Source organism: Paenibacillus sp. TC-CSREp1 (genome assembly GCF_050171015.1).
Lineage (GTDB): Bacteria > Bacillota > Bacilli > Paenibacillales > Paenibacillaceae > Paenibacillus > Paenibacillus silvae.
On the sequence record NZ_JBNOKM010000006.1, the window covers coordinates 139,546 to 152,114 of the forward strand.

Genomic DNA, 12,569 nt, shown 5'->3' on the forward strand with positions numbered 1-12,569 from the left:
AAAATTCTTAGTATAACTTTTCCAGCAGCCTCGCTACCGCAACAGCTCCCTGCGCACGATTTGCGGTCTGTTTTGGACCAAAAGTGCTGTCAGGCAGCCCGTTTAATACGCCAAGCTCCAGCATGGAGACCACAGCCTCATGTGCATATCCGGCAATTGCGGTTTGATCTTTAAACACAGGCTGTCCGGCATCTGTTGCAGAAGCGATATCGTTCACGTCATTTGCTGCCAGCATCGCCCGATGCAGCATAACAGCCATATCCTGACGTGATATGCGATCATTTGCACCGAATGTCCCGTCCGCTCTGCCCTGAACAATGTTCATCGCAAGACCTGCGCGAACGGCATCCGCATACCATTGATCTGACTTGACGTCTGTCGGTAGCTTGGCTGAAGAATCAGTGTGATTCCCTTTTCCAATCCCTTTAATAAGCATCTGTAAAAATTGGGCACGGGTGAGTTCACCCTGCGGCTCAAAACGAGTATCACTCATACCTGCAATGATACCTTTGCTATAGAGATGTTGAACCTCTTGAACTGCCCAGGCATGCTGCTGCAAATCGGTTAAAGGCACTTTAACATTGGTAATGACGTAACTGCCAGGCTTGGATGGCTTGAATGCCATCGTAGCTGTAGTCTGCTCATACTTGGTATATGTCACAGGTTGCAGTTCACCATTCGTTGTGATGGAATTGACAACCATGACCGTATGATCTGCTTTGACAGGCTGCACATCGGACAAAAGCACTTCAACCGTTTTGTCAGCCCACTGGATCGACTTGTTATTGAGCAACATTTGCACATCAACCACAGGATAACTGCCGATATTTGCTCGCTGGGCAGCAGTCACTTGCTCTGCTGAGCCTTCTGCAACCACAATGTCAAACGTGCCTGCGGTCTCCGCAATCGTGAGCGGCAGGGACCGAAGCGGGATACGAACTGTCGTTTTGCCCACGACAACATTAATGGACTGTACTTCCGCCGATTTAACCCATGAAGCCAGCTGACTCGATGAAATCTGGAACGTCACTGCTTTGGAACTGTCAGGCACATCGGCCACCAGCTTCAAGGTACGTTTGCCTGCGTCCATTGATTTCAAAGCCTGAGCAAGCTCGGCTGCACTTGGACGCACTGCAAATTTGCCCTCTCCTGTGGCTGTTCCTTTTACGGTAATGGAACCACTCGTTGTTTCGTTACCAGGCGCCGGCTGCGGTGTTGCTGCCGGATTATTCGTACCCGCCGAAGATGAAGGCGAACCGGACGAACTGCCTGGCTGGGACGGCTGTCCCGTGCCCGGGTTTGCAGCCTGGCGTACGAGCTGCGCAGTGGCATCCTTCAGCTGTTGGTCCGCACTGGTTAACTCTTGCTCTGTAGCTTCTGCATCCAGCATCAGCTGCTGGGCTTGCTTCAGCACTTGGCTGAAAACATTCCAGCTGGAAGCCGTGTAATCGGCTTGTTTCAATGCTTCTACAGATGCTACGGTTGATTTCAAAGCAGTTCTGTCCGCCGGGATGGTACCATAAGCTTCAAATTCCATGAACCCGACCCATGAGGAACCTGCAGTAATCGTCACGCGAACGTAACGCCCCTCTGTTCCCTCGGGGAGAACGTGACTTGGGGATGTAGATACGACAACATCGCTGGTTGTATCAACAACCGTTTTGAAATGCTCATTATCATCGGATACATCAATTCTATATTTGATGCCACCGCTCCACATCGACATTTCAATTTTCCTTAGATCGGCAACCTGTTTAAGGTCCACTGTCCACCAGGTGTTCTCACCCGGTCCCTGATCTGTCCCCCAGGACGTGGTTGAATCATTGTCAATCGCGCCTTCCGGCGAGTTGTCCTTACCGCCACCATTTCCTGCACTGCTTGAAGCTGTAGCTGTTTTACCTGTTGTCAAGGCTTCCAGTTTGCCCAGATTCGTAAATGCTTGTTTCAACGTATCCAGTGCTGCATTTACCTGAGATTGCTTAGCATCTGTATTGTCTCTCACCTGGATAGCTTCCTGCAAAGCTTGCTGTAGAACAGACCAGCTGCGATGTGTATATGATGATTCATTTTCCAACTGCATCAGCTGAATATATTGGTGCAGTTCTGTTTTATCCACATCAGACAAGCCCTCGATAGCTGCTTCAAGATGCTCTGCTGCTTGATTTACATCTGTTTGTGTAGCTCTTGAATCAGCCACAATGGTTTTTGCATGTTCCAGCGCTTTGCTGAATACAGCCCATGTGGCTGCCGACCAGCTATTCTGTTGAATCTTCTCTGCTTCTGCAATTGTCGCTTTAAGTGGTTCAAGTTCCGGTTTAATCACGCCAAGCTGTGACATCACACTTTCCAATGATGCTGTCGCTGCATTGGTCTCCTCTTGACTCACACCACCTGATGTATACGCTTTAGCGTAAATCCCTTCAGCTGCATGAATTGCAGGAGCAAGATACCCCCACGTTTCTGGTGTAAAATCACTTTCGACAAGGGAGTTTGCCCGTGTCAGTGCTGCTGCAAGCTGCTGCCGATCTGTTGGCATCTGCACAAGCCCTCTTTTGAATACGTCGAGAGACCACAGAGCTCTGCCTTCTTTGGAATATCCGCCATTTGCCGGAAACTCATCATAATCAAACATGCCCTGGTTTTCCCACGCATCACCTTCGGTATCAATCCAGCCTACACCTGCCGGAATCCAGGCCGGCTCCCAGTAGAAGAAACCTGCCCCGCGATTATCAGGCACGTTTGCAATCAGATCCATAATTCCCGCAATCGCATCGTGCTGTCCTTGAATCGTGGCTGGGAACGTTGCCCCTCCAACAAGGGCTTGATCCGAGCCAATGATATTTCCATGCTTGTCCCCGTTTTTATAAGTGAACGGATAGGACGTTTCTGCGATAATAACATCTTTACCAAACGCTGCGGATACCTCATTCATCGTTCGCTGCACGTCGGCAAAAGTACCATGCCAGAACGGGTAATACGACAGTCCGATAATGTCATACTTCAATTCTGGTTCTGCTTTTTCCAGCTCTCCGAAGTACCATTTGATATCATTCGTCTTGCCGCCTTCAGCCAGATGAATCATAATTTTCGCCGGATCACCGCTGTTCCCGCCTGCTGCTTCAACTGCGCGTACAGCGTCAATTCCACTTTTCAGCAATGCTGCGTTTTCGGCAAAATTAACAGTAAGGTTTTTGCCGTTTAAAAGCCCGCTATTAATCTCGTTTCCAATCTGTACCATATCCGGCATGGCGCCTTCATCCTTTAAATCCCCAACGACTTCAACCGTATAATCGTACACGGCTTTCTTAAGCCCTTCGAAATCCAGATTCTCCCACGCTTTTGGAACGAGCTGCTGACCCGGGTGTGCCCAATCATCCGAATAATGGAAATCGAGCAGCACCTTCATGCCTTTTTGTTTAGCACGTACAGCCATGTTGATGACATCTTCCTTATCGTTATAACCACCCGATTGCTGTGGATCATTCCACAGGCGCAGACGTACATAATTGACACCGCGATCCTTGAGAATATCAAGCAAGTCCCGTTCGGTGCCGTTGCTGTCCAGATATTTTCCACCCTTCGCTTCAATCGCCGTGAGTGTTGAAATATCAACGCCTCTGACGTAATCGGAACGATACCCTTGTACAACAACCTTTGCTTCAGGTTTACGCTCTGTACCATATACAGCACCTGTTACAGTGAATTCACCTGCTTTCTCATACTGCGATGGGTCGATGCTGTCCCAGGTTACGGGAACCAGACCTGACTTTTGATTTGCGTAGTTGGCTTTGACCTCCGCAGGCAGAACCGGCGCACTTCGCGGCAGTGTGCTCACTTGAACCGAACCAAAACTCGTAATGTCGGCTGGCTCCAAGACTTCCGATTCTCCCCAGACTTTCAGGTCGGCTATTCCAGGCCAATAATTCTCTCCCAGATAAAATGGAATCGTTACTTTCACATATTGCACCGCTGTGCTCGTATTAAAATCGAGACTGATCGTTTTTTCCGCAATTTGATCTGTGTTGCTGGCGACTTGAGACCACGTGTTTCCATCTTCGGATACCTCAATCACATATTGAATAATTTTATCTTTTTGGTCATCCTCGTCTTTCCATGTGATTTCCGCTCCAGACAACACATATGGCCCTCCCAGATTAACCATCAACCAGTGAGGATCATTTGCTTTAGTTGGACCAGGCGCACTCCAATGTGTATTCACGTCGCCATCCACAGCTTTTTCTCTTTCTCCGTGATAATCCAAGTCTTCCGCACTCACCGTTACCGTTTTGTTCAGCGCCACATTATTTTTCGCTGCTTCTGCCGGCCTGGCGATCAGACCCAGATCACAGAACAACAACAATAAAACAAGACAGCCGCTTATGTACCTTTTGTTCACCCTTGATCTCCCCCTTTTAGTGTTTGTTTATGCTTGGATCAATGAATGTCATGAATCCTCCTCATTGTAAGCGCTTCATGATCATCAGCAATACGGCATTTTCGAAAGGAAACAGCAGTTTTTTTAACAATGTAGAATTTCCCATGCTTCTGTCCGCCTAGGCCTACCCTGATTTTCCAGCTGCAGGCAGGAGAAAAACAAAAAAATCTGCTCGTCCACCCTAAGGCAGAATCGAACAGATTTCAAATTTCGCTGCATAAATAAAGGACACTTTACTTCTAATGAAGTAGATCCTGCTTTTAATAAACGTCATTCTACTTCTACATGAAATGTATTCTATTTCTATAGAAGAAAAACGAATCTATTTTGCCAGCTTCAGCTCCAGGCGTACCTGAATATCATTTTCCGTGGAGAGTACAACCGAGTGTGGATTTTTCATGCCAAAGTCTTCAAACGTGACCATCGTTGTGCCTGACAACAGCACTTGATTATCTTGATAAGCGGCTTTGGCATCAAAGGTTACTTCCTTTTCAATGCCCTTGACCGTCAGGGTGCCCTTCATTTTCAGATCAACCGTCTGTCCCTCTGTCCATTCAGCAGGCATGCCTTCAAATGACGTCGCTTTAAATGTTGCCTGTGGATATTGCGCCATATCGAAGAAATCTGCGCTCTTCACATGCTCATCCCGCTGACCGTTGCCGGAATCGATGCCATTCATCTCGATCTGTCCCTCAGCTGTTGACTTCGCTGGATCTTGATCGTTCAGTGACCATTTCCCGCTCACCTGCTCGTCCACAAAGTTCACTGTTTCCTGAGAAGTCGTTACTGAAAAATAAACCTTCGAGCCTTCGCTGATGTTCCAGTCCCCGCTCAGCTTTTCAGCACCTGCTGCTGTATTCTCCACCGTTGCTGACGAGCTGCCGTCCGACGTTGTCGCTGAAGCTGCTGTGCTTGCAGGAAGTACCTGCTCAATCTCCACATTATTTCCCAGATAACTATTCGTAAAGTAATAACCGCCCCCACCAATAATGGCTACTGCTGCTACTCCTGTAATGATCCATGTTTTTGTCTTTTTATTCATCTCTATAATTCCTCCAGTACAGTATGGTATGGTTAATGGCTCTTCATTGATATGGATCATACCAGTCTAATGTGTCAGGAAGAAGTCAAGATGCGATTTATTTACAACTTTTTTCAAAAAGTGAAGACAGCATTGGCTTTATGCCTCACCTCATGTAAAATCAGTACACAAGCTTCATGTGAAAGGAGAACACCCCGTTTGAAATCTATACTCATCGTAGAGGATGAGCAGGCAATCGCACGCGTTCTGGCTGCTTATCTGCGCAAAGCTGAATTCGAAGTACATCATGCAGCAGACGGCCAGTCGGCCTTAACTCTTTTTGACACCGTAGCCCCTTCTCTCGTCTTGCTCGACGTTATGCTTCCGGGGATGGACGGATGGGACCTGCTGCAGCTGATTCGGGAAAAAAGCACATGCCCTGTCATCATGTTAACTGCACTAGACGATATTACACACCGGCTGAACGGACTTAATTCCGGTGCCGATGATTATATGAGCAAACCTTTTGTACCTGAAGAAGTGGTCGCAAGGGTTAATGCCGTGCTGCGGCGAAATCCGCACTGGACCTCCGGGGGCGAGGACAAGCGCTCGTTTGGCAACCTGGTCATTGATCTTGCGGCCAAGCAAGTGCTCCTGAACGGTGCCGAAGTGGCATTAACACCACGGGACTTGTCCCTGCTTATTTTTCTGTCCGAATACCCCAATCGTACGTTCACCAGAGAACACCTGATCGAACAGGTATGGGGCATGGATTACGAAGGCAGTGATCGGGCAGTAGATTTATCAATCAAACGACTGCGTCAGGCACTCTCCCACTGGACGACCGATACAGGAGAGATACGCACGCTGCGAGGAATGGGGTATCAATTTTGGGTCGCCAATTAACTTCGAACAAGCGTAAACGCACGATTTCTATTTTGTCACACTGGACGCTGCGTTATTTTCTGATTTTATGTATCGGCTTTTCGATTATTGCGGCGGGTGCACTCTATTGGATACGCACAACATCGATCGAAAAAAGTTTGAAAACAGCTGAGCTGCTCGGTTGGGAGATTGCTGATCGAGTGGCCGTCAAGGGCAATCAGCTTTGGGTTCCACCTGATCTCAATACGATCGTAAGCAGCCGTGAGAAGCTGTTCAATACGGATCATTATTTCTGTGTCATGGTGCTGGACAATAATAACAAGCTGATTTTCTCCCAGCCTAAAATGAAGCAGGAAGATGTACACTACCGGCTCTCCGATGACTATCTTAAACCACGTAACAGTAAATACGCTGGAGTAACGGTTGATATTACAGACGGGAATCAGACATTGGGTAAAGTATGGGTCATGCAGTCCAAACAATCCATCACGTTTAGCCCTGAAACGATAGGGTTTGTTGCACTCATTTTTGGCGGTCTGATTCTATGCGGCTGGTTTACCATCTACCTGTTATCCAGGAAGCTGTCGAGACCGATTCGTCAGGTTGCTTATGCAGCAGAGCAAATACGTGGCGGCAATTATAAGGTAAGCCTCGATATTGACACCAGGGAGCGGGAGATTAACGAGCTTGTAGGTTCTTTTGGTGATATGGCAGCACGTCTGCGACAGCTTGAAGAGTGGCGAACACTATCACTGGCGGGTGTAAGTCATGAGCTCAAAACCCCCGTTACGTCTATTAAAGGACTTGTAATGGCTGTGCGAGATGATGTAGTCAGTCCACAGGAGGGCAAGGAGTTTCTCGATATTGCCTTGAAGGAATCAGAACGTATGGAGCGTATGATCGCCGATTTGCTGGATTACAATGCAATGACTGCAGGCAGTGTTGCTGTTCGAAAGGAACGAACCGATCTCAAGCTGCTTGTTGGCGAAATTCTCTACCAATGGAAGATTGCATATGAAGATCAGATGCCGGAGGTTCAACTGCAGACTCCGCCTGACTCTCTGTACGTTGTCGGTGACGCTCTTCGCATCCAGCAAATTGTTGTCAATCTGCTTAATAACGGTCTTCATGCCACAGCTCCCGGACAACAAGCCCGGTTCCATATCGTTTTGCATGCAGATGAGCGTCTTTTACACGTGGACGTACAGGACAATGGTACGGGCATTTCGATGGAGGATCAGCCGAACATTTTCGAACGCTTCTATCGTGGTGAGCTGAAAAAACGCCGCAATCGCGGCTTGGGTCTCGGGTTAACCTATAGCCGCCTTCTTGCTCAGGAGCAAGGCGGTGAGTTAACCTTGGTATCCAGCAGTCCGGAAGGCAGCACATTCCGCTTGAGTCTGCCGCGCTGGGTCGCACTGCCTGAAGTGCTCACATCTGAAAAAACATATCGTTCCCCGGTCAAAGCTTGACCGCAGCTCACAAGAAATAGCCCGGATTTCCTGTTTCCTAAGGAAAACCGGGCTATTTTCTACCCTTGAAGCACTCGAGGCCTGTACTCATCATAAGCATCAGCGATCAGTTGTTTTTGCAGCGGCGTGCTGCGAATGATCGCTTTACGCTTCGCTTTTAAAACAATCTGCTCTACGTCTGCATAACTGCAGCCAGCCAGACGTTCACAGATATAATCCTCCAGACTGTTCTCCTGCTCGAAGGTGCCAACCAGCTTGCTGATATATAGCCTGCGGCTGTCCTCATCCGGCATGCTGTACGTCATCTTCGTATCAAAGCGGCGCCAGATCGCATGATCCAGCTGTGTCTCCAGATTTGTCGCAGCAACCAGAATGCTGTCTCCTTCAAATTCATCCAGACATTGCAGCAGTGTATTAACCACTCTGGCCATCTCTTTTACTTCATCATTACTTTCACGTGTACGGCCAATCGCATCAAATTCATCTAGAAACAATACACAGGGGTTGAGACGTGCATATTCGAACAATTTGCGTACGTTACTGCCTGTTTCCCCCAGATGACTTTGAATGAGCGCGTCCAGCCGGACGAGCACCAGCGGCAGCTCCAGACGTTGAGCGAGATATGAAGCGGTTAATGTTTTTCCTGTGCCTGGAGGGCCAAACATGACCATTTTATTAGGAATCGATACATCATGCTCTCTAAACTTTTCCTTCATGCCCAGAATCGTAATAAATTCCTCGACAATTCGTTCATTTTCAGTGCATTTTATTTTCTAAGAAGGAGTGTTTAGTTGCATGCATTAGCCAAATTTGCTATTCTGAAAGTGCATCGTTGTGTATAACGCAAAAAAGCCCTCTAATTTCATGAGAGCGTGAAAATTTTTCCAGATATGCAAGCGGCAACTTGCTTATCCGGACGATGTATACCAACGAATGTAATCCCATTCAAAGTGAGGTTAACAATCATGGCAAAAGACGTACTGTGTGAAGTAAACTCCTGTCGTCACTGGGCTCAAGAAAACAAATGTAACGCTACCTCCATCTACATCGTGAGCCATGCTTCCAAAGAAGCAAGTGAGTCTGCTGAAACAGACTGCAAAACGTTCGAAGTTAAATAACGGTTGATTGTGTTACCTAAGGAGCCCCTCGGGGTTCCTTTTCTTTGTTTATTGTAGCAAGAATGATAATTATTATCAAGCTTTAAAATCAAAATTCCCTCTCTGGTCATCTGCACATCGGACAGCACCTTCACGTAGACTATGTTTAGAAGTGAATATGCCCATGAAACATGAACCAAGAGGTGAATAACGATGCCCGCTAAAACTGGCACGCAGTATTGTGAACGAATTAACGCCCAAACCGTCCCCTGCTGGTACAAGGGAGAACTGCTGAACGGTAAACGTTCAGAGCATATCGCCTTTTCCGGCCTAATGAAAACCCAGAAGTTCATGTATGATATGCAATCTGATCTACAACTGGCAGAGCGCTTAACGTATGCCTCTCCATCCGATGGCAAACCTGTAGGCATGTCCTTCCTGCCTCCAACAAGCAGCGACGATCTTCGCAAAAGACGGGAAGCGATGACACTGTGGGCTCAGGTCCATCACGGCTTTTTGGGACGTTCACCCGATTACATGAACACGGCGATCATGGCTTTTTACACAGCAGCTGATCTGCTCAACGAGCTATCTCCCCAATACGCTGAAAATCTGAGAAATTATTATGCCTACTGCCGTGACCACGACATCACACTATCCCACGCGTTCATTCAGCCGCATGCAAGCAAAATTTCAGGACAGCTTGACGCAACAGAAGATGCCATTGCAGCCAAAGTTGTTGAACGGACAGAAGAAGGATTAATTATTAATGGTGCTTTTATGATGGCTACACAGGCAGCCACTTCGGACGAGATTTTCGTCTACCCTTCCCCTTCACCCGCACCTTTTGATGATGAGAATCCGTTTGCTTTTTCTTTTGCCGTTCCCAATGATCTGCCAGGCATCACCCTGATCTGCAGAGATACGTATGCCGCATCCTCAGACTATAACTATCCTTTGAGCTCCAAATATGAGGAAATGGACAATATCGTCATCTTTGACCATGTGCTTGTACCCCATGAACGCATCTTTTTTGCGGGTGATGAGCAGATGTCCTCAACTCTTTTCAGTGGAAGCAATTTTCACATCCACGCCGGACACCAGGTTTTATGCCGTTATATAGCCAAAACCGAATTTGTCCTGGGTACGATTCAGCTGCTTACTGACACACTTGATCTGAAAAGTGAAGCGCATGTTGTAGAGAAGACAGCTCGTGCCCTCGCCGGTCTTGAGTCATTAAAAGCGCTCGCGATCGCAGCTGAGGCAGGTGCTGTACCCGACGGTAGAGGTTATGTATTGCCAGCACCCAAACCACTCATGGCTGCTAATCTGTTATATCCGAAGCTGTACCCCGAGATGATCGAAATTTTGCAGCTTTTAAGTTCCAGCGGCATGATCATGGTGCCTCAGGAAGAGGACTTTCAATCCGGGGCCGCAGAATCATTGAACATTTATCTAAGGGGCACAGACATGAGTTCGCCGGAGCGCAACGCGCTCTTCCGCTTGATCTGGGAACTCGGGGCAGGTTCGTTTGGCGGCAGACAGACACAGTTTGAACGCTTTTTCTTCGGTAACGCAATTACCGTGTCTAACCGCTTGTATACTGCGAGTGCACAGGATCAATCACAGCGGGAACTTGTTCGTCAATTCCTTGCCTACTCTACGAAATAGAAAGACTGCTTAACGTATAATACATCGGGTAGCGGAGACAATACTGTCCTTTATACCAGATGGTCGTATACCGTCATGAGTTCAGAGGCGGGTCTGCCTGCTTCCATATGGCGTGGTTCAGACTGGTCTCCGTAGCCGATGTGAAACACACCGAGCACCCGTTCTTTCGCGGTTAATCCCATTAAATTCATAAATACCGGATGCTGTTGATAATCATTCATTTTCCAGACCGCATGTAACCCTTGCTCTGCGGCCAGCATACAGAAGCGCTTGCTCCACGCCTTGGCAGGTATCAGATCATCGTCGGGTGTATCAGCCGGGACAGGAGCAACCACGACAAGATGCGCCGGTATAGCTTCTGTATATTGATACGCGGCCCAGCTTCCGTGACAATCCGCAAGATGAGGAGGAAAGCTCTGTCTGACGGCTTCCATATAAAGCTGCCGCCCTTCACCGGAGAACAGCATATAACGCCAAGGTGCCGGGCTCATAACATACAAGGATGGATCTGCCTCATCCAGAAGCTTCCGGATCAAGGATTGAGGTACGGGCATAGGGCTGAATTCATAGGTTCCTGGTCTTCTTTTGCCAATGCTGTTCTCTTGCCTGTATAACGTTGTCATCTTCGTTCCCTCCTCTGCAATAGCCACTGTCATACAACTGGAAACCTGCGCTACATCAACCATGTTTTTTTGGAGTCTGCTCCTTCGGCTCTCCACCGATCCACTTCTTCATGTACACGGCTTTTGTCTTTGGCTGTAAAACGTTCAGATTCGGTCTCCTTCGGTCTCGGCAGACTGTCCCGCAGAAGACGAAGATAATCCATTGAACGCTGTAACGATTTACGGCCTGGCATGAATCTGATCTTGCGGCCTTCAAGCAAGCTGTAAACCTCGATCATACCGGGCAGCTTGCCAAACGCCTCCCAGCAGAACACGCTGACCATATGCTGGAAAGCCTCCACAACATTGGCATCATGAACGACTATATATTTCTGTACGAGCAGTTGATCCCAGCCTTCAGGCTGCCAGACTGCCTGGAAAATGATCGACATATCCAGTGTTAAGGAAGGCACCTCTGTTTTCCATTGTTCGAATAAAATAACGGGATGCTGAAGATCCTCATTAGCTGCAATGGCGAGTGACAATTCATCAATCATTTTGTGTTTGACATCCCAATAGTGAAGTACGGAATCAAAGCCGTCCGTTTTTCTGGGCCACCATTTTTCAAGTACATACTGAATCGGAATTTCTTTGCGAATCTCGGGGTCTACACTATAAAAATAATTGATGGCATGACTGACAGCATACTGTACACGATGTCTCCATTGCAGTGCAGGCTGCTGCTCAGATGCAGGTTCAGGGCGGATGAACCTGTAAGGGCTGCGCAGCATTTCTTCCAGCTTGTAGTCTTCAAGCAAACGTCCGGGAAGCTCACTGCTCCTTGCGGTCACTGCTGCTTGAACATCACGCTGTAACATCTGATTTAGGATACCTTCTCACCGGCAGCAACGAAACGTTTGCCAAAATCCCGGCACGTTTCCTTCTCCTGCTCCAGCGGACTATATTCAATCTTGAGCGTCTCTGGTGATACTTCCGCCCCGCGCTCCTGCAGCTTCTCTGCTGTCAAATCCACTGCCTTGCAAAACTGTTCATAAGAGGTGTCGCCGCTGCCAAATACGGCAGCTCTTCTTCCGCTCAGATCAAGCTCATCCAGTTCTTCATAGAAATCCAGAAACTCATCAGGTAATTCTCCATCTCCCCAGGTATACACACCTATCATAAATCCGTCGTAATCCAGCACATCGGCTGCATTACAATCTGTAACAGACTTGAGGTCCACCTCATGTCCGCTCTGTGTTATGCCTTCCGCAATCAGCTCCGCAATCTCTTCTGTATTTCCCGTCATACTGGCAAAAGCAACCAACCATTTAGCCATCTATTGTCCCTCGCTTTATCTTTGTCATATACATCATATCCCCAAGATGT

The 12,569-nt window shown here is 47.9% G+C and carries 10 protein-coding genes; 4 read left to right on the forward strand and 6 right to left on the reverse strand.

The window, feature by feature from the left end:
* Window positions 1-7: 7 nt before the first annotated feature.
* Window positions 8-4,396 carry a glycosyl hydrolase 53 family protein gene (locus ACQSGY_RS10810; RefSeq protein ID WP_427051902.1) on the reverse strand — a complete coding sequence of 1,463 codons (4,389 nt, stop codon included), beginning with the start codon at window positions 4,394-4,396 and terminating at the stop codon, window positions 8-10.
* Between the two features lie 361 nt (window positions 4,397-4,757).
* Window positions 4,758-5,477 carry a YceI family protein gene (locus ACQSGY_RS10815; RefSeq protein WP_427051903.1) on the reverse strand — a complete coding sequence of 240 codons (720 nt, stop codon included), beginning with the start codon at window positions 5,475-5,477 and terminating at the stop codon, window positions 4,758-4,760.
* Between the two features lie 198 nt (window positions 5,478-5,675).
* On the opposite strand from ACQSGY_RS10815, the gene ACQSGY_RS10820 reads away from it, so the two are divergent.
* Entirely contained in the window at window positions 5,676-6,362 is a 687-nt protein-coding gene (locus ACQSGY_RS10820; protein WP_427051904.1) for a response regulator transcription factor, read from the forward strand.
* A complete protein-coding gene (locus tag ACQSGY_RS10825; protein ID WP_427051905.1) occupies window positions 6,347-7,813 on the forward strand; it encodes a HAMP domain-containing sensor histidine kinase in 1,467 nt (488 codons plus the stop codon). Before ACQSGY_RS10820 ends, ACQSGY_RS10825 begins: the two co-directional genes overlap by 16 nt.
* A 59-nt stretch (window positions 7,814-7,872) precedes the next feature.
* On the opposite strand, the gene ACQSGY_RS10830 is transcribed toward ACQSGY_RS10825, so the two are convergent.
* A complete protein-coding gene (locus ACQSGY_RS10830) occupies window positions 7,873-8,529 on the reverse strand; it encodes an AAA family ATPase (RefSeq protein ID WP_427051906.1) in 657 nt (218 codons plus the stop codon).
* Between the two features lie 249 nt (window positions 8,530-8,778).
* Between ACQSGY_RS10830 and ACQSGY_RS10835 the strand changes: the two genes are divergently transcribed.
* Both ACQSGY_RS10835 and ACQSGY_RS10840 read left to right on the forward strand, forming a co-directional pair.
* The gene (locus tag ACQSGY_RS10835) at window positions 8,779-8,931 is read left to right on the forward strand and encodes a DUF1540 domain-containing protein (RefSeq protein ID WP_110894143.1); all 153 of its coding nucleotides are present in this window, start codon (window positions 8,779-8,781) and stop codon (window positions 8,929-8,931) included.
* 192 nt (window positions 8,932-9,123) lie between these two features.
* On the forward strand, window positions 9,124-10,581 hold the full coding sequence (locus ACQSGY_RS10840) for a 4-hydroxyphenylacetate 3-hydroxylase family protein (protein WP_427051907.1): 1,458 nt from the start codon (window positions 9,124-9,126) through the stop codon (window positions 10,579-10,581).
* A gap of 50 nt (window positions 10,582-10,631) precedes the next feature.
* Here ACQSGY_RS10840 and ACQSGY_RS10845 read toward each other — a convergent pair whose 3' ends face one another.
* Genes ACQSGY_RS10845 through ACQSGY_RS10855 form a run of 3 tightly spaced genes read right to left on the reverse strand, consistent with a single transcriptional unit; the run spans window position 10,632 to window position 12,519 of the window.
* On the reverse strand, window positions 10,632-11,204 hold the full coding sequence (locus ACQSGY_RS10845; RefSeq protein ID WP_427051908.1) for a nitroreductase family protein: 573 nt from the start codon (window positions 11,202-11,204) through the stop codon (window positions 10,632-10,634).
* 50 nt (window positions 11,205-11,254) lie between these two features.
* The gene (locus ACQSGY_RS10850; protein WP_427051909.1) at window positions 11,255-12,061 is read right to left on the reverse strand and encodes a hypothetical protein; all 807 of its coding nucleotides are present in this window, start codon (window positions 12,059-12,061) and stop codon (window positions 11,255-11,257) included.
* A 5-nt stretch (window positions 12,062-12,066) separates the two neighbouring features.
* Window positions 12,067-12,519 (reverse strand): flavodoxin, encoded by a 453-nt coding sequence (locus tag ACQSGY_RS10855; protein WP_111271327.1) that lies wholly within the window; start codon window positions 12,517-12,519, stop codon window positions 12,067-12,069.
* Between the last annotated feature and the right edge of the window lie 50 nt (window positions 12,520-12,569).

Excerpts from the sequence above, each read along its gene's own strand:
- ACQSGY_RS10840 (WP_427051907.1), top strand. The coding sequence starts at position 9,124 with ATGCCCGCTAAAACTGGCACGCAGTATTGTGAACGAATTAACGCCCAA.
- ACQSGY_RS10815 (WP_427051903.1), bottom strand. The coding sequence starts at position 5,477 with ATGAATAAAAAGACAAAAACATGGATCATTACAGGAGTAGCAGCAGTA.
- ACQSGY_RS10845 (WP_427051908.1), bottom strand. The coding sequence starts at position 11,204 with ATGACAACGTTATACAGGCAAGAGAACAGCATTGGCAAAAGAAGACCA.
- ACQSGY_RS10855 (WP_111271327.1), bottom strand. The coding sequence starts at position 12,519 with ATGGCTAAATGGTTGGTTGCTTTTGCCAGTATGACGGGAAATACAGAA.
- ACQSGY_RS10850 (WP_427051909.1), bottom strand. The coding sequence starts at position 12,061 with ATGTTACAGCGTGATGTTCAAGCAGCAGTGACCGCAAGGAGCAGTGAG.
- ACQSGY_RS10835 (WP_110894143.1), top strand. The coding sequence starts at position 8,779 with ATGGCAAAAGACGTACTGTGTGAAGTAAACTCCTGTCGTCACTGGGCT.
- ACQSGY_RS10830 (WP_427051906.1), bottom strand. The coding sequence starts at position 8,529 with ATGAAGGAAAAGTTTAGAGAGCATGATGTATCGATTCCTAATAAAATG.